The sequence below is a fragment of the Streptomyces sp. NPDC000983 genome, assembly GCF_040299205.1.
Lineage (GTDB): Bacteria > Actinomycetota > Actinomycetes > Streptomycetales > Streptomycetaceae > Streptomyces.
Genome location: NZ_JBEPBM010000015.1, coordinates 26,663 through 53,334, shown reverse-complemented (window position 1 = coordinate 53,334; position 26,672 = coordinate 26,663). Strand labels below are relative to the sequence as shown.

Below are 26,672 nucleotides of genomic sequence, written 5' to 3'. Positions count from 1 at the left end.
TCTCAGTCCGAGGGTTCGTCGAAGGTGCGCAGCGCGGTGGCCAGCGCCGCGCCGTTGGCGGTGTCGTTCCAGTCGGCCGCGGGCGCCGTCCAGCGCAGCGAGAAGCCGCGGCCGCCGCCGAGCAGATAGCCCCGGCCGAAGGTGCGGACCTGGGTGCCGTCGGCGTCGGCGAGCCACTCCATCTCGGCGGCCTCCCGGCCCCGGTACGTCGTCGCCGTGATCTCGCCGATCCTGCGGTAGCCGCCGGACTGCTCCAGGGCGGGCTCCACATCACGCCAGACGGCCACCGGATCGGCGCCCACCCGCTCGCTGTAGGTGACGGTGAGCGTGCGCGGGTCGCCCTCGGCCCCGAGGACCACCCGGTACGCCAGGTCCGAGACCCGGTCGGTGCTCAGCGGCCGCCAGCCCGCGGGGACCGTGACGGCGAAGCCCTCCGGGGACTCGTAGCGGGTGAAGGGGGACTCGGTGGGGGAGGGGGCCGGTCTCGCGCCGGGTCCGGTGGTGGCGGAGGCGGACGGGGCGGGACGCGCCGCCGTCCCGTCGGCGGGGGAGTCGGAGCCGCCCGGCAGCCGGTCCGTCACCGCGAGGACGGCCACCGCGACCGTGACGACCGCCAGCGCCGTCCCGCCGATCAGGGTGCGGTTGCTCCAGCCCGGGTGGGGCAGACCCCGGCCGCGCAGCCGGGGCGGCGGCATCGTCGCTGCGGCCTCGTCGTCGAGGACGCGGGCGAGGGCCTCCCGGACGACCGTACGGGGCAGCCGCTCCACCGAGTCCTTGCGCAGCAGGCCGGTCACGGCCCGGGTGAGCGGACCGGTCCGTACCGGGGCGCGCAGCGGCAGCCGGTCCACGCCCTTCAGCGTGGCCTCCGGGCGTCCCCGGTCCCGGAACGGGGGGCGCCCCTCGATCATCGTGTAGAGCAGCGCGCCCAGCGCCCACAGGTCCGCGGCGGGGCCGAGGCGCTCGTCGCGCGCCTGCTCGGGGGCGGCGTAGGCGGGCGCGGCCAGCCGGGGCGCGAGGGTGGCGCCGGCCAGCCCGAAGCCGGTGACCACGACCGGCCCCCGCTCCGGTACGAAGACCTGGCCGGGGCTGAGTTCGCCGTGGGTGATGCCCTGCCCGTGCGCCGCCTCCAGCACGTCGAGCAGTTCGAGACCGATGCGCGCGGCCCGGGCGTAGTTCAACGTGCCCTGCTGGGCCAGGAGTTCGCCCAGCGGCCGGCCCTCGATCCACTCGGTGACCACCCACAGGGTGCCCGACTCCTCGACGGCGTCGAGGACTTCGGCGACCCGGTCGGGCAGCATCAGCCCCATCCGTTCCGACGTGCGGATCACGCGTTCGGTGACCCGGCGGCCCTCCTCGCCGTCGGTGCCTTCCGGCAGCCCGATCTGCGTGATCATGCAGGGCCGTTCCACGCCGATGTCCTCGCCGTACCAGCAGACGCGGTTGGTCTCCCGGTGGACGGCCTCGACCAGCCGGTACCGCCCGGCGACCGAAACGGGTGTGGAGACGTGCGCCTTGACCATGGTCATCCCTCGCTGAACCGCTGGCTCTCACCTTTCCCAGAGGTACGGCGGGTGTGACGGGGTGTGTTCAAGCAACAGCCCGCAGAGATGCGCGGATCTTCGATTGTTCATCCGGCACGTCGAACACCGTTCACAGATCCCGCCCGACCAGGAAGTCCAGCAGGGCCTTCAACTCCCCGGCCGGGCCCGCCCGCAGGGGCAGGGCGCCCAGGGCGGCCTCGGCGCGGGCGATCCGGCGCCGGGCCTCGTCGAGCGCGCCCGAGCGGCCGCCCGCGGCCTCGATCCAGGCGGCCGCCGCGTCGGGCCGCCGCCCCGATTCCAGCAGCGCGGCGAGGTGGTGGGCGCCGGGTGCTTCGAGGGCGACCAGCACGGGGAGGGTCTTCTTGCGCTCGCGCAGGTCCCCGTGGACGGGCTTGCCGGTGACCGCCGGGTCGCCCCAGACGCCGAGCACGTCGTCGACGATCTGGAAGGCGATGCCCAGGTCCCGTCCGGCCCGGTCGAGGGCGGCGACCGTCGCGGGCGGCGCCCCGCCGAGCCGGGCGCCGAGCGCGGCCGCGCAGCCGAGCAGCGCCCCCGTCTTGCGCTCGGCCATCGCCCGGTACTCGGCGGGCCGCACCCGCTCCGGCCCCGTCCAGGGCCGCCCGGCGAACAGCAGGTCGTCCGCCTGGCCGCGCACCAGGTCCCCGAGCGCCGCGGACAGCAGCCGTACGGCGCCGCCGCCGTCCGGGACGGCGGCGAGGGTCTCGACGGCCAGGGCGAACAGGGCGTCGCCCGCGAGGACCGCCGGGCCGGTGCCGTACGCGGCCCACACCGTGGGGCGGCCGCGCCGGGACGCGTCGCCGTCCATGATGTCGTCGTGCAACAGGGAGAAGACGTGCACCAGTTCCACCGCGACCGCCGCCGTGCTCCCCGCGCGGGCGTGGCCGCCCACCGCCTCGGCGCCGAGCACGGCCAGCGCCTGCCGCACCCCCTTGCCTCCGGACCCGGCGGCCGGGCCGCCGCCCACCTCGCACCAGCCGAAGGCGTACCCGGCCATCTCGCCCAGCCGCGGGTGCAGCCGCCCCACCGCCTCGGCGAGGGCGGGCCGCACCAGCGCACGGCAGCGGTCCAGTACGTCGACGCCGGTCCGCGGCGCCGTCGAGTGCAGGGCCGTCACCGGGCCACCGCCAGGCCGAGCTCTTCCTCGGCCCGGGCCACCATCTCCCGGGCGTGCCGCAGGCCGATCCGCTCCAACGTCCGTGCGAGATCGGCTAGTTCGGCGGCGGTCTCGGTGCGGTCCCGGCCGAGCCGGGCCCTCGCCTTGGCCAGGCCGAGGCGGGACAGCGCCTCCCCGCGGGGCTCGCGCATGGCGCGGAACTCGGCGAGGGCCTCCCGGTACAGCTCCTCCGCCTCGGTGTAACGCCCCGCGCGGTACAGGACGTTGCCGCGCATCTTGTGGTTGTAGGCGAGCGCGCTGGACAGCTTCATCGCACGGCAGGACGACTCCGCCTCGACGAGCAGGGCGAGGGCCCGCTCGGTGTCGCCGTCGCGCACCGAGACGATGTCGGCCAGCCCGCGCAGCGCCCAGGCGTGCCCGCGCCGGTCCTCGGCGCCCGCGGCGATCTCGGCCGCCTCCTCGAACAGGGCGAACGCGGTGTCGTAGGAGCCGGTGTTGCGGTGGATCTGCGCGATGCCCTCCAGCGCCCACACCGTGTGCCGGGCCTCGCCGCGCCGCCGGGCCTCGGCCAGCAGCTGCTCGTGCAGCCGGGTGACGGCCGCGTAGTCGCCCTGGATCCGCCCGGTCTCGGCGAGCCCGGCGAGCGAGTAGCCGCGCACGACGACGTCCCCGCCCTGCTCGCCGAGGTCGGCGGCGAGCTGGAGCAGCCGCCTGGCCAGCGGGAACTCGCCGCGCTGGCGGGCCAGGGTGCCGCCGCTCCACAGCGCCCAGGCCATCGCCCCGAGGTCCCCGGCGGCCCGGGCCGCGCGGTAGCTGGCCTTCCAGGCCCGGTCCGCCTCGCCGATCTGCCCGAGCCTGCGGTGCGCCTCGGCGACCGCGAGCCCGGAGCGGGCCGCCTCGCCGTGCCGTCCGGTCCGTTCGGCGGCCCGCAACTCCTCGGTACCGGCGGCCAGTACGTCCGTCAGGGACGAGTTCACGGAGAGGGTGGTCAGTGCGCCCTGGTACTCCGGGGCGAATGCCTTGCCGTACATGGATACCTCTCGATCGGTATACACGCCATCTATACATTGAGCGTATACATGGCGTGTATAGAGCCTCGGAAACCGGCCCCGGCCCCCGAGGGGCCGAGGCGGTGTCAGCTGTTGCCGATCAAGACGTGCCCGGAGCCGGCCGGGTTGCCCGTGAGGCGCAGATCACCCTCGCGGAACCGGCGGTCAGTGCTGCTGGGCCTTCTGCGGGGTCGCCTCGCTCGGGCGGACCACGACCTGGCCCTCCCCGCTGAGCATCAGCTGCACGGCCTCGCCGGAACCGCCGCGCAGCATCGAGCCTATGGACTGCGAGCGGTGCAGCGAGGTGGCGAGTCCCGCGCTCCACCCGACGACCGCGTCGGTGTCGACGTACACCGGGTACTGGGCCGAGACCGGGATCACCAGCGGACTGCCCTCGCAGACCAGCCCCAGCCGGCCCTGCCCGGTGAACACGCTGTTGAACAGGCCGCCGCCGGACATCCCCGCGCCCTTCACGGTCGCGATCCGGTACGACAGCGAGGCGTCGAAGCACAGCACGTTGCGGCCGTTGACGGTGAACTCGTCCCCGGGGTCGAGGTCGACGACGAAGCAGTTCTGCGCCTCGTGCGCGAACCACGCCTCGCCCTGCCCGCGCACCGCCATCAGCGGCAGCCCCTCCCCGGTGACCGCGCGCTTGAGCATGCCGCCCACACCCTGGCCCTTGCGCTCGAACTGCAGACTGCCCCGGTAGGCGATCATCGCGCCCTGCCGGGCCAGCATCTCGCCGTTCACCGCGTATCTGATGCACTTGGCGTTCTCTACCGTCATGCCCGGCACCGCGGCCGGGCGGACCATGTGCTCGCTGGAAAACAGGTCACCCTTCATGGGGGCATGGTGTCGCGGACCGCTCCCGCCGCCCAGACCGCGCGCCGAACCACCGCGCAAGTGGCTTCAGGCGCCGAAGAGTTGGGTCCAGTAGGTGCCCGCCTCGCCGCCGCCCGCGAAGCCGACGCCGATGTGCGTGAAGTCGCCCTTGAGGATGTTGGCGCGATGGCCCGGGCTGTCCATCCACCCCCGCACCACCTCGGCGGGGGAGCGCTGGCCGCAGGCGATGTTCTCGCCGATCGAGCGGCGCCGGGCGCCCGCCGCGGCCGCCCGGTCCCAGGGCTGTCCGCCCTCGGGAGAGGTGTGGGAGTAGAACGCCCGGGCGACCATGTCGGCGCTGTGCGCCTGCGCGGCCGCGGTCAGCGCCGGGTCGACCGAGAGCGGGCGCAGACGGGCGCCGGCGCGCTCACGGTTGGTCAGGTCCACCACCTCGGCCGTGAACCGGGCCAGCTCCGCCGGGGCGAACGGGCGCGCCCACAGTGCCGTCCAGTAGACGTCGCCGGTCCGGGCGGACGGGACGTGCGCCACTCCGGCCTGGGTGAACGCCGGGTCGCGCAGGGTGCGCCCCGCCCGGTCGGTGCGCAGGCAGTACGCGACGAACTCGGCGGTGGAGCGCGGGCCGGACACCAGGTGCTCGCCGATGGTCACATAGGCGTACCCGGTGGCCGTGACGCGCTGGTGGACCGAGAGGCCGTCCCCGCCCGTCGTGTCCAGCCGGCCCGCCGCCGCCATCGCGCCGGCGTGCTCGCGGGCGGCCGCGCACAGCCGGGCGTCCAGCGTGACCGGCGGTGAACCGGCCGCCGCCCGCGCCGCGTTGACCAGCCCCGCGAACCCGTCGGGGTCGGCGGGAAGGGGGACCGCCGCCCGGGAGCCGGCCGGCTCCTCGGTGACCTCCACCCCGAAGTCCCGGGCGAGGCCCGCCAGCCCGTCGGCGTACCCCTGGCCCAGGGCGCGCAGCTTCCAGCCGCCGCCGCGCCGGTACAGCTCGGCGAGGAGCAGCACGGTCTCCTGCCGGGGGCGCGGCGGGGTGAAGCGGGCCAGGGTGCGGCCGCCCGGCCCGGTGACCTGGAGCGCCGGTGAGGGCAGGCCGCCCAGGGCGCCCCCGGGATCGGCGGGACTGACGACGACCGTCACCCGGGTCGCCCCCGCGCGCAGCCGCGCCGGATCGACGGTGAGGGAGTCCCCGCTCAGCCGCGCGCCGGGGACGGACGGCTGGTTGTAGAAGACGAAGTCCGCGTCGCCGCGGACCCTGCCGCCGTCGTCCGTGATCAGCGCGGACACGTCGAAGGGGCCGGGCACCCGGACGGTCACGGCGCCGTCCGGCAGGGGCACGTTGCCCCCGGGGACCAACTCGCTCATGAGGCCGTCCAGATGTCGTCGTACACGGAGTGCCGCGGTGCGCCGCGCGGTGTCAGGTCAACGGGCGGCGCACCACGACGGTTCCCGGGCCCCGGCGCGCCTACGGCGTCGGCCCCGGTCCGGTGTGCGGACACCGGTGCCGGGATCGGTCCCCGGCTCAGCGCCCGGTCAGGGCTTCCGTCTCCGGCCGCTCGCCCGCCGTGAACCCGCGCCGCACCTTCGCGGACTTGCCGCAGAACGCCGACTCCAGCGCCCCCAGCATCGTGCCGTGCACCTTGCCGTTGTTGGAGGTGTTCACGAACGCCGCCAGGCTCCGTCCGCCGTCCTCGGAGGTGAACGCGTAGGTGTAGAAGCCCTGCACGGCCCCCGTGTGCCCGAACACCGACGCTCCGCACGACAGGTCCCGGCGCCGCAGCCCGAGCCCGTACGCCTGACCGGAGCCCGCGGCCACCCACCGCCGCATCTGCGTCAGCTGCGCGGCCGAGGTCAGCTCACCGCGCAGCAGCGCCGACAGGAAGGTGTTCAGATCCCGCGCGGTGGAGATCACCGCGCCCGCGCTCTGCGCCCAGGACGCCGTCTGCTCGGTGGCGTCGACCAGCGCCGCCCCCGCGGTGTCCGGGGTGAGATAGCCGCGCGCGTGCCGGCCCGGGATCTTCGTGCCGGGGTGGACGTAGAAGGTGTCGCCCAGCTCCAGCGGCGCGATGATCCGGTTCTGGTACTCGGTGCCCACCGGGTTCCCGGTCAGCTTCTCGATGAGCAGGCCCGCGATCACGAAGTTGGTGTTGGAGTACGCGTACGGGCCGCCCGGCGCGGTCGTGCGCGGCTTGCGCAGGGAGCGGTCCACCAGCTGGCGGTAGGTGAACACCTTGGTGCGCACCGCCTCGAAGCCGGGAACCGTCCGGGCGAACATGTCGTTGGTGTAGTCGTACAGCCCACTGCGGTGGCTCAGCACATGGCGCACGGTGATCCGGTCGTCGGGGAGCAGCCCGGGCAGATAGCGGTTGACCGGGGTGTCGAGCTTCAGCTTCTTCTCGTCGGCCAGTTGCAGCAGCACCACCGCGGAGAAGGTCTTGGTGACACTGCCGATGCGGAACCGGTCCGTGGTCGCCAGGGTCCGCCGGGTCGACCGGTCGGCGATGCCGGTGACCGCCTTGGAGACGGTGCCGTGGTCGTCGATACGGGCCGCCGCGCCCGGGGCGCCCTGCTGGACCGCCGTGCGCAGCACCCCGCGCAGGCCCGCCAGATCGGGCGCGGGGTCCTGGGGCGCCGCGTGCGCCGGGACCGCCAGAAGGGCGAGGAGGACCGCCGTCCCCAACGCCGTAGCCCTGCCCACCGTTGCCGAGTCCATGGGAGCCCTCTCGCCTTGCTGACACACCGTCACGGCGACGCACAGTAGTGCCAGGGAGAGAGGGAAAGCGGGTCATTCGGGGCACGGCCGGCGCCGGGTCGCCCGCACGGGGGACCCGGCCGGGGCGCGGAAACGATCAGCCGGACGCGGTCGGCTCCGCGGTGATCAGCCCTTCGCGGTAGGCGATGGCGACCGCCTCGCCGCGGCTCGCGGCACCCAGCTTGGCGAGGATGTTGGAGACATGGACGCTCGCCGTCTTGCCGCTGATGAACAGCTCCTCACCGATCTGCCGGTTGCTGCGGCCCCGGGCCAGCAGCCCCAGCACGTCCTGCTCCCGGGCGGTGAGCGGCGAGGTGCGCTCCGCGCCCGGCGACCGGTCGGCGAGCCGACCCCGCCGGATCAGCGCGTCCACCCGCTCCAGCAGGGGCGATGTGCCGAGCAGGACGGCCGTCTCCCGGACCGCCGCCGCCTCGACCGCGGCCTCCGCGCGCCGCTCGGCCGTCAGCAGGGCCTCCGCGAGCCGGAACCGGCAGCGCGCCAGCTCGTAGCGGTCGCCGTAGTCGAACGCGGCCACCGCCCTGCGCCAGGCCTCCGGGTCGGGCCCCGTCGTGGCCCGCAGCCACTCCGCCTCGGCCCGCGCCAGCCACGCCCTGCCCTCCGGCCCCTGCGGCGTACGGTCCGTGCCGCGCGCCGCCGAGTCCCGTGCCGCGCCGACCAGTTCCGCCGCCACCTCGGCCCAGGCGCGCGCGCCGTCCTCGTCGCCGCCCACTCTCAGCGCTGCGGCCCGGTCCGCGACGGCGGACAGGGCGAGCGCGGCCAGCCGCACCGTCACGTCCGGACGCTCACCCGTGTCGTCGGTGAGCGCCTCCACCGTGGCCCGCATCCGTTCGACCGCCGTCTCGGGATCGCCGGCCAGTGCGGCCGCGTCGGTCCGGACGATGCCCGCCACCAGCGTGCGCATCCAGTCGAAGGGCCCCTCCGGCAGCGCGCCCGGGCCCTGGTCGTCGGCGAGTTCGCCGCGGGCCAGCGACACGTACCAGGCGGGCGCCGACGTGTAGAGGCCCGCCGCGGGAAGGACGTCGGCGTCCGCCGTCGAGACCCGCAGGCACTCGTCCCAGCGGCCCAGGGTGTACAGCACCAGCAGCCGCAGGTAGCGCATCTCCAGCGGATACACCGAGGACAGCAGCCCGGCGCGGCAGGCCCGGTCCAGGCCCTCGGTGAGCAGCGGCAGGCACTCCTCCAGTCCGCCCGCCTCGTAGACGCCGACCGCCAGGCTGTACAGGGCGCGCAGTTCCACCGGCGCGTTGCCCGAACTGCGGGCCAGGTCCCGGGCCTGCCGCAGCCGCGCCCGGCCCTCGGGGCTGCTGCGGCCGCCGCCCTCCAGGATCGACAGGGAGATCAGCAGGTCGGCCCGGGCGTCGGTGACCCCGAGACGCTCGGCCACGGCCAGCGCCTCCCGGGCCACCCGCAACGCAGTGTCCCGCTCACCGACCTGACGTGCCGCCAGGACGTGGGTCGCCGCCGCCCACACCCAGGTGGTCGTCGCGGGCTCGGCGGGGATCAGGGCGAGCGCCTCGCTGCTGTGGGCGTAGGCCGCGGTGAGGTTGTCGACGGTGATCAGATTGCCCGCGAGGGTGTAGCGGACCCGGGCGGCGAGCTCGGAGTCGGCCTCCTGGTCGACCCCGGCCAGCGCGGCTCTGGTCAGCGCGACCGCGCGGTGCGCGGCGCCGGCGTGCGCCGCGGCCGAGGAGGCGCGCAGGGTGAGCGACACCCGGTCGCCGCCCTCGCCGGTGGGCCGCGCGGACGGATCGACCGTCGGCCACAGGTCCAGGACGGCCTCCAGGTGCCGCAGCTCCTCCGCGGGGGCGCCCACCCGGCGGGCATGGTCGGCGGCCTCCAGGGACGCGGTGAGCGCCCGGGCCGGGTCATGGCTCTCGCGGTAGTGGTGGGCGCGCTCGGCGGCCGTCCCGTCGCGCCGGTGCCCCTCGGCGAGCAGCCGGGCGAACGCGCCGTGCAGCCGGGCCCGTTCGCCGGGCAGCAGATCGGCGTAGACCGCCTCGCGCGCGAGGGCGTGCCGGAAGGAGTACGTGTCGTCCCGCCCGGGGACCAGCAGTTGGCGGCCCAGGGCCTCGCGCAGCGCCGACTCCAGTGACACCTCGGGCAGACCGACGGCCTCGCGCAGCAGCTCGTGCTCGACGCGCCGGCCGGCCACCGCCGCCGTGCGCAGCACCTGCTGGGCGGTGTCGGAGAGCTGCTCGACGCGGATCAGCAGGACGTCCGCGAGCCCGCTCGGCACGCCGCCGGCCTCGGTGTCCGTCGCCGCGAGGAGTTCCTCGGCGTAGAAGGCGTTGCCCTCGGCCCGCTCCACGATCCGGCGGACCGTCGCCTCCGGCAGCGGGCGCTCCTCCAGGGACCGCACCAGCCGGGTCACCTCGGCGTCGGCCAGCGGCCGCAGTTCCAGGCGCTCCACCGCGGGCAGCCGCACCAGCTCCGCGAGCAGGGGGCGCAGCGGATGGCGCCGGTGCAGATCGTCCGCGCGGTAGGAGGCCAGCACCGCCGGCCCGCCCGCCTGGCGGTGCAGCACGCCCCGGCTGAGCAGGAACCGCAGCAGGTCGCGGGAGGACTGGTCGGCCCAGTGCAGGTCCTCCAGGACCAGCAGCAGCGGCGCCGTGGCGGCCAGCTCGGCGAGGAGCCCGGCCACCCCCTCGAAGAGCTGGAGCCGGGAGTCGCGGGCGGCCTCCGCGCCGCCGCCCAGCATCCGGTCGACCACCGGATGCCGCTCCAGCACCGGGGCGAACCGCGGATCGCCCGCGAGCCCCCCGAGCACCTCGGTGAACGGCAGGTACGGCAGTCCGACGTCGCCGAGGTCGACGCAGTGCCCCGTCAGGACGGTCATGCCCTCCCGCGCGGCGCGCGCCGTCACCTCGTCCAGCACCCGGGTCTTGCCGACTCCGGCGTCCCCGGCGAGGAGCACGGCCCGGGCTTCACCGGCGCGGGCCCGCTCCAGCACACCGAGGAGCCGGGCGAGCTCCTGGTCTCGGCCGACAAGGGGAGGGGGCGTCATGATCTCCGGCACCTCCCCATCCTGGCACGCGGCACCGACAGCCAGGGGGCGGCTGTGTCCGGGACCGGGCGGCCGGGGTCAGGCGCCCCGCAGCACCTGGGCCCAGTCGTCCGGCACCCGGCCCGCCGGCCCCGGCGACGGCTGGTCCGCCGGATGACTGGCCGGGGGCGCCAACTCGGGCCCCGACTCGTACAGTTCGGAGGTCTCGTAGTCCCAGAACCACTGCTCGCCGGGCTCGTAGCTCTGGACCAGGGGGTGTCCGGTCTCCTTGAAGTGGGCGGTGGCGTGCTTGGCGGGCGAGGAGTCGCAGCACCCGATGTGCCCGCACCGCGCGCACCGGCGCAGGTGGAACCACCAGCCGCCGGCCGTGTCGCACTCGACGCATCCCGCGCCGCTCGGTGCGACGCGGGGGTCGATTCCGTCGTTGCCGGTCATGCGCTCTCCTCGGTGGTGTCGTCCTCGGCGGCGGTGAGCGGGAGCAGCACCTGGAACCGCGTGTCGCCCGGTTCGGACTCGACCTGGAGCGTGCCGTGGTGCTTGTTGACCACGATCCGCCAGGAGATGTCCAGACCGAGCCCGGTGCCCTCGCCCACCGGCTTGGTGGTGAAGAAGGGGTCGAAGATCCGCTCCCGGATGTCCGGCGGGACGCCCACGCCGGTGTCGCGGAACTCCACCAGCAGCCGGTCGTGATCGCGTGCCGTCCGCACGGTCAGCGTGCCTTCGCCGCCGGCCGCGTCGACCGCGGCGACCGCGTTGTCGATGAGGTTCGTCCACACCTGGTTGAGCTCCGCCGGGTAGGCGGGGATCTGCGGGAGGGTGCGGTCGTAGTCCTTGACCACCTTGATCCGCGGGCCGATCTTCCCGGCCAGCATCAGCAGGGTGCTGTCGAGGAGTTCGTGCACATCGGCGTCGCGGAAGGGCGCGCGGTCGAGCTGGGAGTACTGCTTGGCCGCGTCGACCAGGTGCGAGATCCGGGTGGTGGAGTCCGCGATCTCGTCCATCAACAGCTCGGTCTCGACCGTGTAGTTGAGCCAGCCGATCGCACCGGGCAGGACGTCCGGCTCCACGGCCGCCGCGACCTGGTCCAGCCAGTCCACGTCCAGCCCGGCCTGCACGAAGGTCGGCGCGAGCCGCCAGCCGTCCGGGATGTCGTGGTCGTCGAACCAGTCGGTGAGCGCGTCCTCCCGGTCGGCGGCCTCCAGCGGGCTGAGCGAGGGTGCCTTGCCGACGCGTTCGGCGGTCCGCTCCTGGATCTCGATGAGCCCGGCGAGGCTCTCGCGCGGATACGGACCGGCGGCGATCACGGCCAGCTTGTGCCGCATCTTCGCCACCCGTTCGCGCAGCGTGGCGGTGGCCCGTACGGCCGCCGCCGCGGGGTTGTTCAGCTCGTGGGTCAGTCCGGCGGACAACGAGCCCAGCGCCAGCAGCCGTTCACGCTGGCCGATGACCCGCTGGGTGTTCTTGGACCCGAAGAACAGCCCCTCCAGCAGATGCACCGCCATCGGGAACCACTCCTGCATGATCGCCGCGAAGGTGTCGGCGGGCAGCACGAAGAAGCGCGTCGGTTCCGTCACGCGCATGGAGTTGTTGTAGACCTGCCGCGCCCGGTCGCCGAGGTAGGCCTGCATGGACCCCGAGTAGACCCCGCGCTGCGAGGTCCGGGTCACCTCCACGTCGTCGCCGCCGACCCGGCGGGACAGCACCACCGTGCCCTCGACCATGACGTAGAAGCAGGTGGCCGGGTCGCCCTCGACGTACACCGGTCCCGGCTCGTAGCGCTCCACCCGCCCCTCGGCGCACAGCCTGCCGAGCTGCTCGGGGGAGAGCTTCTCGAACAGGAACAGCGAACCGATCTCGGCGGGGCTGCACGGTACGGGGCGGCCGCTCACGACTGCTCCAGATAGCGGTGGACGAGCATCACGGCCATGGCTCCCTCTCCGACGGCGGACGCGACGCGCTTGGCGGACTCCGAGCGCGCGTCGCCGGCCACGAACACGCCGGGCACGTTGGTCTCCAGGTGGTACGGCGGCCGGTCCAGCTCCCAGTCCGCGGGCGGCCGTCCGTCGGGGGTGAGGTCGGGCCCGGCGAGAATGAAGCCGTTCTCGTCGCGCAGCACCGTGTCGGACAGCCAGTCGGTCAGCGGGGCCGCGCCGATGAACACGAACAGCCACTGGGCGTCGACGAGTTCGCTCTCGCCGGTCTCGGTGTCGCGCAGGGTGAGCTGTTCCAGATGGCCGTCGCCGTGCGCCGACTCCACGACCGTGCGGGGGCGGACGGAGATGTTGGGCGCCTCGTTGATCTGCTGGATGAGGTAGTGCGACATCGACGCCGACAGATCCGGGCCGCGCACCAGCAGGGTCACCGACTTGGCGCCCTTGGACAGGTACATCGCCGCCTGCCCCGCGGAGTTGGCGCCGCCCACGATGTAGACGTCCTGGCCCTGGCAGGAGGGTGCCTCGGTCAGTGCGGAGCCGTAGAAGACCCCGCAGCTGGTCAGTTCGGCGCAGCCGGGTGCCTGGAGCTGGCGGTAGGACACCCCGGTCGCCAGGATGACGCTGTGCGCGGCGATGGCCGAGCCGTCGGAGAACCGGACGACGCGCGCGGCGCCGCCGACCTCCAGGCCGGTGACCTCGCGGGCGGTGAGGACCTCGGCGCCGAACTTGGCGGCCTGGCGGCGGGCCCGGTCGGTGAGTTGGGCGCCGGAGACGCCGTCGGGGAAGCCGAGGTAGTTCTCGATGCGTGAGCTCTGCCCGGCCTGGCCGCCGGTCGCCGACCGTTCGACCAGCACCGTCCGCAGCCCCTCGGAGGCCCCGTACACCGCCGCCCCGAGCCCGGCCGGGCCGCCGCCGATGACGACCAGGTCGTAGAAGTCGGCGGTCGGGGTGGTGGCGAGGCCGACGTGCGAGGCGAGTTCGGGCACGTCCGGCTCGACCAGGGGCGTGCCCTCGGAGGTGACGACCAGCGGCAGCCGCCGCCCGTCCTGCCCGGCCGCGGCGAGCAGCCGCTGCCCCTCGGGTTCGTCGGCGGAGTACCAGCGGTAGGGCACCTGGTTGCGGGCGAGGAACTCCCGTACGTCCGAAGACCGCGCCGACCAGCGGTGGCCGACCACCTTGGTGGCGGGCACCGGCCGGTAGTCACTGCACCGCCACGCCTCCAGCAGGTCGTCCAGGACCGGGTAGAGCTTCTCCTCCGGCGGGTCCCACGGCTTGAGCAGGTAGTGGTCGAGGTCGACGACGTTGATGGCGTCGATGGCCGCGCTGGTGTCGGCGTACGCGGTGAGCAGGATGCGGCGGGCGCCGGGATGGATGTCCATCGCGCGTTCGAGGAACTCGATGCCGTTCATCTGCGGCATCCGGTAGTCGGCGAGGATCACGGCCACCAGGTCGCCGCGCAGCTTCAGCTCGCGCAGCGCCTCCAGGGCGGACTCGCCGGACTCGGCGCGCACGACGCGGTACGACTCGCCGTAGCGCCGCCGCAGGTCCCGGGCCACGGCCCGGGAGACCCCCGGGTCGTCGTCCACGGTCAGGATGACGGTCCGCGCGGATTCGGCGGCCTGTGCCATACGTCTCCCACCCCGAGAGGTTCCGGTGTTCCGGCACGGGACGACTGCCGCCGCGCCGACTGTGGCCATCGTATGTTCGATCGTTCCGCCTCGCCCGGGTTCGGCCGCCGCCCGCCCGGTCCGGCCGTTGCTCGCCCGGTAGCCGGACTCCGTCCCGTCCCCGCCACGGGAGGCCCGCACCTCCAGAAATACCCCCGGGGGTACTTGTGCTACGGTCGAAAACATACCCCCGGGGGTACTTCACCGGGTGGATCACCGATGGGAAGGGAGCGCGGCGTGTTCTTCGTCGACACGATCGAGGTGTCAGGGCTCGGCAACCGGAGCTATCTCGCGGGCGGCGGCCGCACGGCCGTCGTGGTGGACCCGCCCCGGGACTTCGACCAGGTCATCGAGGCGGCGGTCCGGCGCGGGGTGCGGATATCCCACGTGGTGGAGACCCACCTGCACAACGACTACGTGACCGGCGGCCCGGAGCTGGCCCGGGTCGTCGGCGCCGCCTACCTGGTGCCCGCCGCGGCCCGGGTCTCCTTCGCGCGGACACCGGTGCACGACGGCGACCGCACCCCGGTCGACACCGGGGCCGGGCTCTCCCTGCGCGCCATGGCCACCCCCGGCCACACCCCGCACCACACCTCCTACGTCCTGGAGGAGCACGGCATCGCGGTCGCGGTCTTCACCGGGGGCTCGCTGCTCATCGGCACCGTCGGCCGCCCCGACCTCGTCGAGCCCCGGCTGACCGAGCGCCTCGCGCGCGCCCAGCACGCCTCCGCCCACCGGCTCGCCGCCGAGCTGCCCGACGCGACGGCGGTGCTCCCCACCCACGGCTTCGGCAGCTTCTGCTCGGCCCGCCCGGCCGAGGGCGCCGACACCACCATCGGCGCCGAGAAGGCATCCAACGAGGCCCTCACCCGGGACGTGGACACCTTCGTCGCCGACCTGCTGGCCGGCCTGGACGACATCCCCGCCTACTACGCCCACATGGGCCCCGCCAACGCCGAGGGCCCCGCCCCCGTCGACCTCACCCCGCCGGCCGTCGCCGACGCCGACGAGATCGCCGCCCGGCTCGCCGCGGGGGAGTGGGTGGTCGACCTGCGGCAGCGGATGGCCTTCGCCGAGGGACACGTCGCCGGCTCCTTCAACTTCGAGGCCGAGGGGCAGCTCGCCACCCATCTGGCCTGGCTGATCCCGTGGGGCAGGCCGGTGACCCTGCTCGCCGAGTCCCCGGAGCAGCTCGCCGCCGCCCAGCGCGAACTGGTCCGCGTCGGCATCGACCGCCCGGCCGCCGCGGCGACCGGCGGCCCCGCCGACTGGGTCCGCGAGGGTGAGGAGCCGGCCTCCTTCCGCCGCGCCGACTTCGCCGGCCTCGCGGCCCGCGCCGACGCCGGGGGTGTCGTCGTCCTCGACGTCCGACGGGACTCGGAACGGGCCGGCGGACATGTCGAGGGCTCACTGCACATCCCCCTCCACGAACTGCATCGGCGCCTCGGCGAGGTACCCGAGGGCGAGGTGTGGGTGCACTGCGGGGGCGGGCTGCGCGCCGCGATCGCCGCGTCCCTGCTGGACGCCGCCGGCCGCGGGGTCGTCGCCGTGGACGACTCCTTCGACGCCGCCGGCCGCGCCGGACTCGTCGTCCGTGCGCCGGGACACGAGGAGGCGGCGGCATGAGCCTCCCGCGACGGCACCGCGGCGGCGGCCCCGGCCGGGTCACCGTGCGGGAAGCGGCCGAGCGCACCGGCGGCGCGGGTGCGCACGCCGTCCTCCTGGACGTCCGTGAACAGCTCGAACACTCCGCCGGGCACGTCCCGTGGGCCGTGCACCTGCCGCTCTCCGCGCTGTTGTTCGGCGCCGCGCTGCCCGAGTCGGCCCAGGCCCGCCCGGTGATCGTGATCTGCCGCTCCGGGCGCCGCTCACGGCAGGCGGCCGAGCTGTTGGCCGCCCGGGGCACGGACGCCGTGGACGTCGTCGGCGGGATGCGCGACTGGGCGGCCGCCGGACTGCCGGTGGTGGCCTCGCGCGGCGGGAACGGCACCGTGGCGTGAGCGTTCTCGTCCTCGCCCTGGCCGCCGGGGCCGCCGTCGGCCTCGCCCTGGGCGCCCTCGGGGGCGGCGGCAGCGTCCTCGCCGTCCCCGCCCTGATCTACCTGCTCGGCCTCGCACCGGTCGCGGCCACCACCGCGAGCCTGGTCATCGTGACCCTCACCTCGGTGGCCGCCCTGTTCGCGCACGCCCGCGACGGCCACGTCCACTGGCGTACGGGGCTGCTGTTCGCGGCGGCCGGGATCGGCCCGGCGATGCTGGGCGGCACACTCGCCGGACGGCTCCCGCAGGCCCTGCTCACGGCCGGGTTCGCCCTGGTGGCCGCCGGTGCGGCGGCGCGGATGCTGTGGCCCGCGCCGCCCGTGGGGACCGGGGCCGAGGTACGTCAGGGGCGCGCGGCGGCAGCGGGCTCCGGGCTCGGCGCCGTCACCGGCGTCCTCGGGGTCGGCGGAGGCTTCCTCGCCGTACCGGCCCTGGTGGGGGCCCTGGGGCTGCGGATGCGGGCGGCGGTGGGCACCAGCCTGCTGGTCATCACCGTCAACTCGCTGGCCGCGCTGGTCACCCGGGGCGGCGCGCTCGCCGCTCTGGACTGGGCGGTCGTCGCGCCCTTCGCCGGGGCCGCGATCCTCGGCGCCTGGGACGGGAAGCGACTGTCCGCGAAGGTGTCCGGCCACACGCTCCGGCGGATCTTCGCGGTGACACTGCTGGGCGTGGCGGCGCTGATGCTGACGGACGCGGTCCTGTGACGGGGGGACGGCCACGGTTCCCGGCACGTACCGCGGCCCCGGCTCGCGCTGCGGCCCACGTCAGGCCCCAGCGCCGGCGCCCCGCACCGGTTCGCGGCTCGCACCCGGGCGTGGTGCGTCGCCTCGCGCCGGGCCGCGGGGCACGCGTGGGCGCGGATCCGTGTCTCGTATCCGGCTTCGGTCCGGGCCGTTGCGAGGGCGCGGTGTTTCGCCTCGTGCCGGGCCGCAGGGCGTGCCCGGTGCGGACCCGTGCCTCGTATCCGGTTCCTGCCCAGGCCGGACGTCCCGCACCCGGCCCGGGCTTACGCCTGGGCGGAGCCCCGGGGCCCGTGCTCGGGCCCCGGCCCGCTCCGGCTTACGCCAGGGACAGGAACAGGCGTTCCATGCGGGTGCGCATCTGCTCGGCGTCCTCGCCGTTCCTGCGGCCGGACTCGATGTCCGCGACGCACTTCTGCAGACCCGAGGCGATGATCGCGAAGCCCGCCCGGTCCAGGGCCCGGGAGGCGGCGGCGAGCTGCGTCACGACGTCCTCGCAGTCACGCCCCTCCTCGATCATCCGGATCACCCCGGAGATCTGCCCCTGCGCCCGGCGCAGCCGGTTGAGCACGGCCTTGAGATCCCCGTCCGCGAGCTCCAGCTCCACGATCACACCTCCATGAATACCCCTAGGGGTACTGTACGTCCCGGCCGGGACCCAGTCGAACAGCAAGGATCACCATCGCCATGACCCACACCCCCGCCCCCGTCGCCCTCGGCACCGGCCAGGCCCGCGCCCGGCTGGACGAGCTCACCGTCATCGACGTGCGCACACCCGGTGAGTTCCGGTCGGGTCACGTGCCCGGCGCCGTGAACATCCCGCTGGACCACGTCGGCCGCGCCCTGCCCGAGATCAGGCACGCCGCCGGGCGCGGGGAGATCCTGGTGGTGTGCGCGTCGGGCGCCCGCTCCGAGAACGCCTGCAGGCTGCTCGCCGGGCACGGCATCCCGACGGCCACCCTCGTCGGCGGCACCGGCGCCTGGGCGGCGGACGGCCACGACCTGCACACCCCCGCCGCGGGCCCGGCCCGTTCCGGCTGGAGCATGGAACGCCAGGTGCGCCTGACCGCCGGCACCGTGGTCCTCCTCGGACTGGTGCTCGGCCTGCTGGTGCACCCGGCGTTCCAGCTGCTGTCGGCGGGCATCGCTGCCGGACTCGTCTTCTCGGCGCTCACCAACACCTGCGGCATGGCGGCCGTCCTCGCCAGGCTGCCGCACAACCGCCCCCGCCCGGCTGACCTCACCGCAGCACTCGCGGCACTGCGCGCCCGCTGACCTCACCCCGGGTCGGCCGCCCGCCGTCGGAAGCGCCGGCCTCACCCGGGGTCGGCCGCCCGCCGTCGGAAGCCGGGTCCGTACGCACCGGCCGTGATGCCCCGTACGACACGGTCCACCGCCGTCCGGCGGGCGGCGCCGTCGGGCAACGCCAGGGCGCGGTCCAGGTCCTGGCGCAGCCGCCGCGGCATCAGGTGCTCCTCACCACGACGCCTACGCGTCGGCGTGCCGCCGCCGCGCAGTGACCGCAGCACCGAGATCGCCCCGTACAGGGTGGACATCGCAGCCCCGCCTCTCCTCTTCGTCGAGTGCTGGACAGCAGCCTGGCCGGACAGGGCGAGGACGCTGTCAGCGCAGTGTTCGGGGCGGGTAAGGAAGGGCGGCGGCCGGACGCCGCGGCAGCCGCACCGTGAAACGGGCGCCGCCCTCGGGCGCGTCGCCCGCCGCGGTGACGGTGCCGCCGAGCCGCGTGGTCAGCCGATCGGCGATCGCCAGCCCGAGACCGCTGCCGACGGCGCGCACCCCGCGGTAGCGGTCCGCGAGGGCGCCGCGCTCGAAGGCGACCGCCACGTCCCGCGCGGAGAGTCCGGGACCGGCGTCCCGGATCTCGATCCGGGCGCCGGAGCCGTCCGCGTACAGGGCGAGCACGAGCGGCTTCCCTGCCGGAGTGACCCGCAGGGCGTTCTCCGTGAGACCGTCGACGAGCTGCCGGACCCGGAACCCGTCCGTGGCCACGGTCAGCGGACGGGCCGGGCGTTCGACGCGGAAGTCCACGCCGTGCCCGGCGCACCGCGCCGACCAGGCCGTGGCCGCCTCCGCGACCAGCGCGTCCAGGTCGACCTCGTCGATGTCCAGGCGGAAGTCGTCGGCCTCCAGCCGGGCCAGGGCCAGCAGGTCGCCCACGAACCGTTCGAGCCGTTCGATCTCGGTCCGCAGGATGCGCCCGGCCTCCGGCACCTCCTCGCCGGTGACGACCTCGTCGGCGAGTGCCTCGGCGTAGCCGCGCACCGTGGTGAGCGGGGTGCGGATCTCGTGGGACACCGAGAGCAGGAACTCCCGCTGCCGGTTCTCGCTGCGGGCCAGCGCCGCGTCCAGGCTGTTCAGCGCCCCGGCCAGCTCCACCAGCTCGGCCGGCCCCTCCGCCGGCACCGTCAGTCCGCGCTCGCCCTCGGACAGCCGGTGCGCCGTGCGCGCCGCCGAGACCAGCGGCCGGGCCAGTCTCCGGCCCAGCAGCGCCCCCGCCAGTGCCGCGCCCGCGAGGCCCAGGACCAGCGGTACGACGAGCGCCCCGCGTGTGCGGTCGCTGGCCTCGTCGACGGCGCTCATCGGCTGGGCCAGCACCAGGCCGCCGCCCGCCGCCGTCGGCACCCCCTCCACCAGGACGGTCCGCCCGTCGAGCCGGGCGGTGGCCGACACCGACTCACCGGCCAGCAGCGCCGCACGCCGGGTGCCGTCGACGACGGCCGCGGCGGGCCCGTCGACCCGGCCGGAGGGGTCGACCAGCGCGAGCCGGATGTGCTCGGGACCCGCGATGCGCTCCTGCCGTCGTAGCATCCACCCGGCCAGCGGCGGCGTGCGGGCCATGACCTCCGCCTGGCGGGACAGTTGGTCGCGCTCCTGTGCCTCCGCGCTGCCGCGGATCATCCGCCAGGCGAACACCCAGGTCAGCAGTACGGCCACCAGGGCCACGGCGGTCGTCAGCAGCACGATGCCGTGCGCCAGGGACCCGCGACGACGCGGTACGGCGGTCATCGGCCCGGGTCGGAGACGCCGTAGCCGACTCCGCGCACCGTGCGCAGGGGGCTCGCTTCGCCGAGTTTGGCGCGCAGTTGGGAGACGTAGACGTCCATCACGCGGGTGTCCCGGTAGCCGGCGTACCCCCACACCTGGGCGAGGAGCTGCTCGCGGGCGAAGACCCGGCCGGGGTGGTGCATCAGGAAGGCGAGCAGGTTGAACTCGGTGGTCGTCAGTTCCACCGGCTCCCCGTCGACGTGCAGGGTGCGACGGCCGGTGTCCAGCGCGAGGCGTCCGACCCGGCGCACCGGGTCGCCCCCGGGGCCGGCGGCGCGCCGCAGCAGGCTCTTGACCCGGGCGACGAGTTCCTGGGGGGAGAACGGCTTGGTGAGGTAGTCGTCGGCGCCGATCTCCAGACCGAGGACCCGGTCGGTGACCTCGTCCCGGGCGGTCACGAACAGCACCGGCGTCCAGTCGCCCTCCGCGCGCAGCCGCCGACAGACCTCCATGCCGTCCGTGCCGGGCAGCGCGATGTCCAGCACGATCGCGGCCGGGCGCATCCTGCGGGCGGCGGCCAGCGCCGCGTCGCCGTCGGACTCGACGTGGACCCCGAACCCCTCCCGGCCCAGATAGCGGCGCTGGAGTTCGGCGATGTTGTGCTCGTCCTCGACGACCAGGACGAGCCCCTTGTTCTCCGCCATGCGCCTCTCTCTTCCCCGCCCGGGCTGCCGATGCTAACCGCCGCCCACCGTGTACGGGGCCGCGGGCCGCGGGCCCTTACACGCCCCGAACATTCGCCGAACCTTCCTCTCGCACACCACGGCCAGGCTGGAACCGAGGCCGACCAAGCAGAGGCCGATCACGGGGAGGACCCCATGCACCGCAACGGCACCACCTTGTCCCGCCGTACCCGGACCACCGCGTCGGCCGCTGTCACCGCCGCCGCCGTGACCGCGCTCGTGTGGTCCTCGCCTTGGGCGGACGGCACCGCCTCCGCCGAGGCGGCGACCTCGGCGACGGCACTCTCGGCGGAGGCGGAGGCGACACCACGCCTCGCGGAGGCCCGGCACCGCTTCCAAGCCCTGCCGAAGGAACTCCGGGACGACATCAGGGAGTTGCGCGGCCTCTCCGCGACCGAGCGCCGCGAACGCGCCACGGAGATCCGGGACAAGGCCCTCTCCGGCGCCTACGGCGAAGGCGTGCGACGGTGGGCCGAGCGGCGCAGCGACTTCTGGCGCGCGGACTGACCGGGCCGCGAGCCGCCGCAGATCCCGGCGGGCCGGTACGGCAAGCGTTCCGACTGCGACTGCGACTGCGACTGCGACTGCGACCGCGGTCTCGGCGGGCCGGCTAGGCAAGCGTTCCGGCTGCCACGCGGCCCCGACCGGTCGGCACGGCAACCGCTCCGACTGCCACCGCAAACCCGACCGGCCGCCACGGCAAGCTGCCCGACTGCGACAGCAGACCCAGCCGCCGCGCGATCCGACCGGCTGTCACCGCAGGACCCCGCCCCAGCCACCGCACGCCCCGGCCCGACAGCGCCCGGGCGAGCAACGAACCCGCCCCCGAGGAGGTCCGACCGGGGAAGGAACCCGATCCCGCCCCCTCCCGGCCCGACCTGCAACCACCCGATCCCGCCCGCTCACGGGCCCGACCCGGAACCACCCATGACCCCGAACCCCGCACCACCCCGCACCGACGGCCGGCGCCCCCACCACGGCCCCAGGCCCCGCACGGGCACCGCTCCCCGTGAAGCACCCATGACCCGGCCCCCGTTCCGGCGCCACCGAACCACGATCTTCGCCGTCGTCACGCTCGCCCTCGTCCTGCTCGCCACCGCCGCCGCCGAGTTCGCCGCCCGCGCCCTCCTGCACAGCCGCATGTCCGCCGCCGCGACCCGGTCCCTCGGCGAGGACGCCGACGTCGCCGTGGAAGGCGGACCGGCCCTGCTCGACCTGTTCGACCGGAGCCTCGACGCCGTGACCGTCACCGGCGAACACGCCACGCTCGGCCGGATCCCCGACGTCTCGGTACGGGCCCGCATGTCCGGCCTGCGGCTCACCGGCGAACGCTCCGGCACCGTCGCCCGCACCCACGCCGACGTGGAGATCCCCGCCGCCTCACTGCGGGCGGCGGCCGACGGCATCCCGGTCACCGACGTGGTCCTCGACGACGCCGCGGGCACCGTCACCCTCGCCCTCCGGGGCGGGCTCGGCAGCGCCGTGCTGCGCCCCGGACTGCGGGACGGGAAGCTGACGACGGAGCTGGAGAGCGCCCGGTTCCTGGGCCGCCCCGCACCCGACGCGCTCACCGCGCGGATCGAGCGGACGCTCGCCGAACGCACCCCGCGCGACTACCCGTTGGGGCTGACCGCGACCGCCGTGGACGTCACCGGCGAGGGACTGGCCATCACCCTGGACGGCGGCCCGGCCCGCCTGGAGCCGGACCGCGCGCGGACGTAGTGAAGACTGGGTGCGACGGACAGGACCGCCAAGCAGGGAGGCACCCGTAATGACGCGCCCGATCACGGCAGGATTCGACGGAACCGAGGAGAGTGTCGCCGCCCTCGGCTGGGCGGCCCGCGAGGCGGTCCGGCGCGGACTGGCGCTGCGCGTGGTGCACGCCTGGCGGTTCCAGTCGATCGAGGCGATCGCCGAGGCCGGTCCGGGCGAGCAGGCCGAGTGGGCCCGTGAGGCGGTGGAGCAGGCCGCCCGGGAGATCGGTGAGCGCCACCGGGGTCTGGAGGTGTCGGTCGACGTGGCGGAGGGCGGTCCGGTCGACACGCTGGTCGCGGCCGCGGTGGACGCCGAGACGCTCGTGCTCGGCTCCCGCGGGCACGGCGCCGTGGTCGGTTTCCTGCTCGGCTCCGTCGGTCAGCAGGTGATCGTCGAGGCCGAACGGCCCGTCGTGCTGGTGCGCGCCGGCGACAAGCCGTCGACCGAGGTCGCCGGGCACGAGATCGTCGTCGGTCAGCAGGGCGAGCCGGAGGACAGCGAGGCGGTGCTGCGGTTCGCCTTCGAGACGGCGGCCGCGCGCGGCGCCACCGTCCGGGCCGTCCGCGCCTGGACGCTGCCCCCGCTGTTCGCCTACAGCCCGACCTCCCTGAAGCTGCTGGACGACGCGGGCGGTCTTGAACCGTACGAGAGGAAGGCCCTCGCGACGGCCTTGCAGCCGTGGCGGGAGAGGTTCCCCGACGTACCGGTCGTGGAGCACGTGGAGATGGGCAGCGCCGGACAGGTCCTGCTGTCGGTCGCCCGGCGCGCCCAGCTCATGGTCGTCGGCCGCCGTGCCCGCCGTACGGCCGTGGGCGCCCGGATCGGCTCCGTCGCGCACGGCGTGCTGCACCACTCCGAGTGCCCGGTGGCCGTGGTGCCGCCCGCCTCCTGACCGGGCCGCGACCTGACCCGGCCCGCCTCCTGCCCCGGGCCGCGACCTGGCTCAGCCCGCCTCCTCGGACACGGGCTGGAGCGTCTCGCGCGCCTTGGGGAGGATGCGGGTGACGTAGTCGGCGACGGCCGTGTCCAGCCCGATGTCGTGCTGCGCGCGCTCGGACAGGTACCAGCGGTGCTCCAGCAGTTCGTGGTAGATCTCCGCCGGGTCCATCGAGCCGCGCAGTTCGAGCGGGACCTCGCGCACCGTGGGCCGGAAGACGTCCCGCACCCACCGGTGCGCGAGGACCTCGGGGCGGGCGGCGAGGGGGTCGCCCGGGGCGTAGTCGTCCTGGGTGGCCATCCAGCTCTCCAGATCGCTCAGCAGCCGCCGGGCCTGGTTCTCCTCGGTGTCCAGGCCGGTCAGCCGCAGCAGTTGCCGCTGATGGTGACCGGCGTCGACGACCTTGGGCACGAAGGTGACGGTGTGACCGTTCGACGAGTGCTCGATCTGCATCTCGGCGACGTCGAAACCGAGGTCGTTGAGGCGGCGTATGCGCCGCTCGATGTAGTGGTACTTGCCGGCCGGGTAGACCGAGGTGCGGGTCAGCTCCTGCCACAGGCCCTGGTAGCGGGCGCAGATCTCGGTGCCGAACTCGATCGGGTCCACCGAGGGGTGCAGCGCGCCGGACGCCTCCAGGTCCAGCAGCTCGCCGCTGATGTTGACCCGGGCCAGGTCCAGGTCGTAGTCGCGCTGGCCGTCGCTCAGCCGGGGGTGCAGGTCGCCGGTCTCGGCGTCGACCAGATAGGCGGCGTAGGCGCCCGCGTCGCGCCGGAAGAGGGTGTTGGAGAGCGAGCAGTCGCCCCAGGCGAACCCGGCCAGGTGCAGCCGCACCAGCAGCACCGCGAGGGCGTCCATCAGCCGGTGCATGGTCGCCGGACGCATCGTCGTCTCGAACATCGAGCGGTACGGCAGCGAACCACCCAGGTGCCGGGTGACCAGCACCGACTCCAGGGGCGCCCCGTCGGCGTCGAGGCGCCCGGTGAGCACGGCGAGCGGGTCCACCGCGGGGATGGCGAGCCGGTGCAGGTCGCGCAGGAGTTCGTACTCGCGCAGCGCGGGGCGTTCGGCGAGCTCCTTGACCGCGATGACCTCGGCGCCGGCCCGGGCGTAGCGGACGACGTGCCGGGAGATGCCGCGCGGCAGCGGCACGAGGTACTCCTCGGGCCAGTCCACCAGCGGCAGGTGCCAGGGCAGTTCCAGCAGGAGCGCGGGGTGCTCCGGGTTGGTCGCGCTGATCTGCAGGGCCATGGGCTGGGTGTCCTCGTCTCGCCGGTGATCGTCACCTCAGCCTAAGCGGCGCGTTCGCGCGCCTGAAGAGCCGATTCACCCAGTGGACCGCGGTGGGCGGGCCCGTGGCCGGGCAGGAGCAGGTCGCCGTCGAGGGCGGCGAGCACGTCGAGGGAGGCGAGCGCCTCGGCCCGCCGGTGGTGGTACCTGTCCGCGAGCAGCTGCGGCCCCCGGACCCGGGACGTCGGATGGCCGCTGACCAGGGCGTCCCCCGAGATCAGCACCCCGGCCGACGGGAGGTGGAAGGCGCAGTGGCCGTCGGTGTGCCCGGGGGTGTGGACGGGGACCGGGCGGCCCGGCAGGTCCAGCGGGGCTCCCGTCGTGAAGGCCCGCGGCTCGGTGACGGGGAGGTGGGCGGTGCCGCCGGAGCGGAGCGCGCGCAGCGCCCACGGCAGGACGCCCGGGCGCAGACTGTCGCGCAGCACCTGTCCGACCGACACCTGGTGCAGGAACTCCCGTCGGGCGTGCGGGACTTCCGCCTCGTGCAGCAGCACCGGCGTGCCGTACGTCGCCCGCAGGAACTCGGCCGATCCCACATGGTCGTTGTGGGCGTGCGTGATCAGCACGGCCGTCACCGCCTCCGGTGAACCGCCCACCTGGGCCAGGGAGTCGAGCAGGCCCGCCCGGTCGCCCCGGTACCCGGTGTCCACCAGGGTCAGCGCGTCCCCGTCGGCGAGGAGGACCCAGTTGGTGTCGGAGCCGTGCACCAGATAGGTGCCGTCGGCGACTTGCCGTACCCGTGCCCGCATGATGGTCCCGCCGTCCGAAGGAAGTGCCCGACCGGGACAGCCAACCAGAGGGCCGCCCGGAGCCGGCAGGCCCCCGGGGGCTCAGTGCACGTCGTGCGGCCGGAACTGGACGCTGATGCGCGGACCCGTCGCGCGGGCCGACTTGGGGATCGCGTGCTCGAAGGTCCGCTGGCAGGAGCCGCCCATCACGATCAGGTCGCCGTGGCCCAGCGGGCGGCGCACGGTGTCCCCGCCGCCCACCGGCCGCAGCAGCAGGTCCCTGGGCGCGCCCACCGAGAGGATCGCGACCATCGTGTCCTCGCGGGCGCCCCGCCCGATCCGGTCGCCGTGCCAGGCGACGCTGTCCCGGCCGTCGCGGTAGTGGCAGAGCCCGGCCGTGGTGAACGGCTCGCCCAGCTCCCCGGCGTAGTGCGCGCCCAGCGCGGTGCGCGCCTGATCCAGCACCGGATGCGGCAGCGGGTCGTCCGCGCCGTAGAACGCGAGCAGCCGGGGTACGTCGACGACCTGGTCGTACATCGTGCGGCGCTCGGCGCGCCACGGGACCTCCGCGGCGAGCTGTTCGAACAGGGCGTCGGAGCCGCTCAGCCAGCCGGGCAGCACGTCGATCCAGGCTCCGTGCCCGAGCTCGGTCCGGCTGAGGCCGCCGAGGTCGCCGAGCGCCATCCGGTCCGCCTGGTCGAAGAGGGAGCCCTGGAGGTGCGTGGTCATACGGCCAGCGTACTCCTTAATCGAAAATCTGTTCCCATGAATCCCGGTGGCCGAAAGTCTGCGCCCGGGCGTCTTTCGATGCACTCGCGTATCGGATACATTCCCGTATCGAACGAAGGGGCGGCCATGGTGGCGGAGCGGACGGCAGGCCGGGTGACCAGGCGTCGCGTGCGGACGCGGGCCAACCTGCTCGACGCCGCGTTCGAGGTGTTCGCCGCCAAGGGATTCGGCCGGGTGTCGATCGAGGAGGTCTGCGAGGCGGCCGGATACAGCCGGGGCGCCTTCTACTCCAACTTCGACAGCCTGGACGAGCTGTTCTTCGCCCTCTACCGGCAGCGCGCCGACCTGATCGCCGACCAGGTCGCGGGCGCCCTGGCGCTGGACGGCCCCGACCTCGACGTACCGGCCTCCGTGGACCGGGTCACCGAGGTGCTGCTGCTCGACGTGGACTGGCTGCTGGTCAAGACGGACTTCCTGGTGCACGCCGCCCGGGACCCGGCCGTCGCCCGGAGCCTGCTGGAACACCGCGAGCGGCTGCGCACCGCCATCGCCGACCGCCTCGCCCGGGCCACCGGGCACACCGCGCTGCCCGCCGTGTTCGGCGGCAGCGACGGCGCGGCCCACGCGGTCGTCGCCGCGTACGACGGAGTCACCACCCAACTGCTGCTGGACAAGGACGTCGACAGCGCCCGCGCCTGGCTCAAGCAACTGCTCACCGCCCTGCTGACCGACGGCAGCGGCACCCACGGATGAGGAAGGGAACGGTCG

The 26,672-nt window shown here is 74.8% G+C and carries 25 protein-coding genes; 8 read left to right on the top strand and 17 right to left on the bottom strand.

The window, feature by feature from the left end:
* Window positions 1-2: 2 nt before the first annotated feature.
* The 10 genes from ABT296_RS18950 to ABT296_RS18905 all read right to left on the bottom strand — a co-directional run bounded on the left by ABT296_RS18950 (window position 3) and on the right by ABT296_RS18905 (window position 13,901).
* The gene (locus ABT296_RS18950) at window positions 3-1,520 is read right to left on the bottom strand and encodes a serine/threonine protein kinase (protein ID WP_351928670.1); all 1,518 of its coding nucleotides are present in this window, start codon (window positions 1,518-1,520) and stop codon (window positions 3-5) included.
* A gap of 130 nt (window positions 1,521-1,650) precedes the next feature.
* Window positions 1,651-2,676 carry a polyprenyl synthetase family protein gene (locus tag ABT296_RS18945; RefSeq protein WP_351928668.1) on the bottom strand — a complete coding sequence of 342 codons (1,026 nt, stop codon included), beginning with the start codon at window positions 2,674-2,676 and terminating at the stop codon, window positions 1,651-1,653.
* Entirely contained in the window at window positions 2,673-3,707 is a 1,035-nt protein-coding gene (locus ABT296_RS18940) for a tetratricopeptide repeat protein (RefSeq protein WP_351928666.1), read from the bottom strand. The genes ABT296_RS18945 and ABT296_RS18940 overlap by 4 nt, the downstream gene beginning before the upstream one ends.
* Before the next feature lie 183 nt (window positions 3,708-3,890).
* Window positions 3,891-4,568, bottom strand: a complete 678-nt coding sequence (locus ABT296_RS18935) for an AIM24 family protein (RefSeq protein ID WP_351928664.1) — start codon at window positions 4,566-4,568, stop codon at window positions 3,891-3,893.
* Window positions 4,569-4,634: 66 nt separating this feature from the next.
* Window positions 4,635-5,927 carry a CAP domain-containing protein gene (locus tag ABT296_RS18930; protein WP_351928662.1) on the bottom strand — a complete coding sequence of 431 codons (1,293 nt, stop codon included), beginning with the start codon at window positions 5,925-5,927 and terminating at the stop codon, window positions 4,635-4,637.
* Between the two features lie 157 nt (window positions 5,928-6,084).
* Window positions 6,085-7,275, bottom strand: coding sequence for a serine hydrolase domain-containing protein (locus ABT296_RS18925; RefSeq protein ID WP_351928660.1), 1,191 nt, complete (start codon window positions 7,273-7,275; stop codon window positions 6,085-6,087).
* Window positions 7,276-7,411: 136 nt separating this feature from the next.
* Window positions 7,412-10,339: a helix-turn-helix transcriptional regulator gene (locus ABT296_RS18920; RefSeq protein ID WP_351928658.1), complete on the bottom strand. Its 2,928-nt coding sequence runs from the start codon at window positions 10,337-10,339 to the stop codon at window positions 7,412-7,414.
* Between the two features lie 78 nt (window positions 10,340-10,417).
* On the bottom strand, window positions 10,418-10,774 hold the full coding sequence (locus tag ABT296_RS18915; protein ID WP_351928656.1) for a UBP-type zinc finger domain-containing protein: 357 nt from the start codon (window positions 10,772-10,774) through the stop codon (window positions 10,418-10,420).
* A complete protein-coding gene (locus tag ABT296_RS18910; protein ID WP_351928654.1) occupies window positions 10,771-12,228 on the bottom strand; it encodes an ATP-binding protein in 1,458 nt (485 codons plus the stop codon). The genes ABT296_RS18915 and ABT296_RS18910 overlap by 4 nt, the downstream gene beginning before the upstream one ends.
* Window positions 12,225-13,901: an NAD(P)/FAD-dependent oxidoreductase gene (locus tag ABT296_RS18905; RefSeq protein WP_351928652.1), complete on the bottom strand. Its 1,677-nt coding sequence runs from the start codon at window positions 13,899-13,901 to the stop codon at window positions 12,225-12,227. Before ABT296_RS18905 ends, ABT296_RS18910 begins: the two co-directional genes overlap by 4 nt.
* Window positions 13,902-14,177: 276 nt before the next feature.
* Between ABT296_RS18905 and ABT296_RS18900 the strand changes: the two genes are divergently transcribed.
* From ABT296_RS18900 to ABT296_RS18890, 3 genes are read left to right on the top strand one after another with little or no spacing between them, the layout of a single operon-like run.
* Window positions 14,178-15,566, top strand: coding sequence for a rhodanese-like domain-containing protein (locus ABT296_RS18900; RefSeq protein ID WP_351928650.1), 1,389 nt, complete (start codon window positions 14,178-14,180; stop codon window positions 15,564-15,566).
* Window positions 15,563-15,940, top strand: a complete 378-nt coding sequence (locus ABT296_RS18895) for a rhodanese-like domain-containing protein (protein ID WP_351928648.1) — start codon at window positions 15,563-15,565, stop codon at window positions 15,938-15,940. The genes ABT296_RS18900 and ABT296_RS18895 overlap by 4 nt, the downstream gene beginning before the upstream one ends.
* Window positions 15,937-16,683, top strand: coding sequence for a sulfite exporter TauE/SafE family protein (locus ABT296_RS18890; RefSeq protein WP_351928646.1), 747 nt, complete (start codon window positions 15,937-15,939; stop codon window positions 16,681-16,683). Before ABT296_RS18895 ends, ABT296_RS18890 begins: the two co-directional genes overlap by 4 nt.
* A gap of 355 nt (window positions 16,684-17,038) precedes the next feature.
* On the opposite strand, the gene ABT296_RS18885 is transcribed toward ABT296_RS18890, so the two are convergent.
* Window positions 17,039-17,326, bottom strand: coding sequence for a metal-sensitive transcriptional regulator (locus ABT296_RS18885; RefSeq protein WP_351928644.1), 288 nt, complete (start codon window positions 17,324-17,326; stop codon window positions 17,039-17,041).
* Window positions 17,327-17,406: 80 nt separating this feature from the next.
* Here ABT296_RS18885 and ABT296_RS18880 point away from each other — a divergent pair, with 80 nt between their 5' ends.
* Window positions 17,407-17,994 (top strand): rhodanese-like domain-containing protein, encoded by a 588-nt coding sequence (locus ABT296_RS18880; RefSeq protein ID WP_351928642.1) that lies wholly within the window; start codon window positions 17,407-17,409, stop codon window positions 17,992-17,994.
* Window positions 17,995-18,035: 41 nt separating this feature from the next.
* On the opposite strand, the gene ABT296_RS18875 is transcribed toward ABT296_RS18880, so the two are convergent.
* From ABT296_RS18875 to ABT296_RS18865, 3 genes are all read right to left on the bottom strand, one after another.
* A complete protein-coding gene (locus ABT296_RS18875) occupies window positions 18,036-18,275 on the bottom strand; it encodes a hypothetical protein (RefSeq protein ID WP_351928640.1) in 240 nt (79 codons plus the stop codon).
* Between the two features lie 67 nt (window positions 18,276-18,342).
* Window positions 18,343-19,746, bottom strand: coding sequence for a sensor histidine kinase (locus ABT296_RS18870; protein WP_351928638.1), 1,404 nt, complete (start codon window positions 19,744-19,746; stop codon window positions 18,343-18,345).
* Window positions 19,743-20,429: a response regulator transcription factor gene (locus ABT296_RS18865; protein WP_351928636.1), complete on the bottom strand. Its 687-nt coding sequence runs from the start codon at window positions 20,427-20,429 to the stop codon at window positions 19,743-19,745. The genes ABT296_RS18870 and ABT296_RS18865 overlap by 4 nt, the downstream gene beginning before the upstream one ends.
* Window positions 20,430-20,603: 174 nt before the next feature.
* Here ABT296_RS18865 and ABT296_RS18860 point away from each other — a divergent pair, with 174 nt between their 5' ends.
* The 3 genes from ABT296_RS18860 to ABT296_RS18850 all read left to right on the top strand — a co-directional run bounded on the left by ABT296_RS18860 (window position 20,604) and on the right by ABT296_RS18850 (window position 23,115).
* On the top strand, window positions 20,604-20,975 hold the full coding sequence (locus tag ABT296_RS18860; protein ID WP_351928634.1) for a hypothetical protein: 372 nt from the start codon (window positions 20,604-20,606) through the stop codon (window positions 20,973-20,975).
* Window positions 20,976-21,488: 513 nt separating this feature from the next.
* Window positions 21,489-22,190 (top strand): LmeA family phospholipid-binding protein, encoded by a 702-nt coding sequence (locus ABT296_RS18855; protein ID WP_351928632.1) that lies wholly within the window; start codon window positions 21,489-21,491, stop codon window positions 22,188-22,190.
* 49 nt (window positions 22,191-22,239) lie between these two features.
* On the top strand, window positions 22,240-23,115 hold the full coding sequence (locus ABT296_RS18850; RefSeq protein WP_351928630.1) for a universal stress protein: 876 nt from the start codon (window positions 22,240-22,242) through the stop codon (window positions 23,113-23,115).
* 51 nt (window positions 23,116-23,166) lie between these two features.
* On the opposite strand, the gene ABT296_RS18845 is transcribed toward ABT296_RS18850, so the two are convergent.
* The 3 genes from ABT296_RS18845 to ABT296_RS18835 form a co-directional block, all read right to left on the bottom strand.
* Entirely contained in the window at window positions 23,167-24,408 is a 1,242-nt protein-coding gene (locus tag ABT296_RS18845; protein WP_351928628.1) for a DUF4032 domain-containing protein, read from the bottom strand.
* A 41-nt stretch (window positions 24,409-24,449) separates the two neighbouring features.
* Complete coding sequence (locus ABT296_RS18840) at window positions 24,450-25,196, bottom strand: MBL fold metallo-hydrolase (RefSeq protein WP_351928626.1); 747 nt, start codon at window positions 25,194-25,196, stop codon at window positions 24,450-24,452.
* Window positions 25,197-25,277: 81 nt separating this feature from the next.
* A complete protein-coding gene (locus ABT296_RS18835; RefSeq protein ID WP_351928624.1) occupies window positions 25,278-25,904 on the bottom strand; it encodes an alpha-ketoglutarate-dependent dioxygenase AlkB in 627 nt (208 codons plus the stop codon).
* Window positions 25,905-26,030: 126 nt separating this feature from the next.
* Between ABT296_RS18835 and ABT296_RS18830 the strand changes: the two genes are divergently transcribed.
* Entirely contained in the window at window positions 26,031-26,657 is a 627-nt protein-coding gene (locus ABT296_RS18830; RefSeq protein ID WP_351928622.1) for a TetR/AcrR family transcriptional regulator, read from the top strand.
* The last annotated feature ends 15 nt before the right edge of the window (window positions 26,658-26,672 follow it).

Bases quoted from the DNA above. Each gene is read 5' to 3' on its own strand.
- ABT296_RS18925 (WP_351928660.1), bottom strand. From the start codon at position 7,275: ATGGACTCGGCAACGGTGGGCAGGGCTACGGCGTTGGGGACGGCGGTC.
- ABT296_RS18950 (WP_351928670.1), bottom strand. From the start codon at position 1,520: ATGGTCAAGGCGCACGTCTCCACACCCGTTTCGGTCGCCGGGCGGTAC.
- ABT296_RS18930 (WP_351928662.1), bottom strand. From the start codon at position 5,927: ATGAGCGAGTTGGTCCCCGGGGGCAACGTGCCCCTGCCGGACGGCGCC.
- ABT296_RS18915 (WP_351928656.1), bottom strand. From the start codon at position 10,774: ATGACCGGCAACGACGGAATCGACCCCCGCGTCGCACCGAGCGGCGCG.
- ABT296_RS18940 (WP_351928666.1), bottom strand. From the start codon at position 3,707: ATGTACGGCAAGGCATTCGCCCCGGAGTACCAGGGCGCACTGACCACC.
- ABT296_RS18920 (WP_351928658.1), bottom strand. From the start codon at position 10,339: ATGACGCCCCCTCCCCTTGTCGGCCGAGACCAGGAGCTCGCCCGGCTC.
- ABT296_RS18830 (WP_351928622.1), top strand. From the start codon at position 26,031: ATGGTGGCGGAGCGGACGGCAGGCCGGGTGACCAGGCGTCGCGTGCGG.
- ABT296_RS18855 (WP_351928632.1), top strand. From the start codon at position 21,489: ATGACCCGGCCCCCGTTCCGGCGCCACCGAACCACGATCTTCGCCGTC.
- ABT296_RS18895 (WP_351928648.1), top strand. From the start codon at position 15,563: ATGAGCCTCCCGCGACGGCACCGCGGCGGCGGCCCCGGCCGGGTCACC.
- ABT296_RS18880 (WP_351928642.1), top strand. From the start codon at position 17,407: ATGACCCACACCCCCGCCCCCGTCGCCCTCGGCACCGGCCAGGCCCGC.
- ABT296_RS18870 (WP_351928638.1), bottom strand. From the start codon at position 19,746: ATGACCGCCGTACCGCGTCGTCGCGGGTCCCTGGCGCACGGCATCGTG.
- ABT296_RS18865 (WP_351928636.1), bottom strand. From the start codon at position 20,429: ATGGCGGAGAACAAGGGGCTCGTCCTGGTCGTCGAGGACGAGCACAAC.
- ABT296_RS18905 (WP_351928652.1), bottom strand. From the start codon at position 13,901: ATGGCACAGGCCGCCGAATCCGCGCGGACCGTCATCCTGACCGTGGAC.
- ABT296_RS18875 (WP_351928640.1), bottom strand. From the start codon at position 18,275: ATGTCCACCCTGTACGGGGCGATCTCGGTGCTGCGGTCACTGCGCGGC.
- ABT296_RS18845 (WP_351928628.1), bottom strand. From the start codon at position 24,408: ATGGCCCTGCAGATCAGCGCGACCAACCCGGAGCACCCCGCGCTCCTG.
- ABT296_RS18850 (WP_351928630.1), top strand. From the start codon at position 22,240: ATGACGCGCCCGATCACGGCAGGATTCGACGGAACCGAGGAGAGTGTC.
- ABT296_RS18860 (WP_351928634.1), top strand. From the start codon at position 20,604: ATGCACCGCAACGGCACCACCTTGTCCCGCCGTACCCGGACCACCGCG.
- ABT296_RS18840 (WP_351928626.1), bottom strand. From the start codon at position 25,196: ATGCGGGCACGGGTACGGCAAGTCGCCGACGGCACCTATCTGGTGCAC.
- ABT296_RS18835 (WP_351928624.1), bottom strand. From the start codon at position 25,904: ATGACCACGCACCTCCAGGGCTCCCTCTTCGACCAGGCGGACCGGATG.
- ABT296_RS18935 (WP_351928664.1), bottom strand. From the start codon at position 4,568: ATGAAGGGTGACCTGTTTTCCAGCGAGCACATGGTCCGCCCGGCCGCG.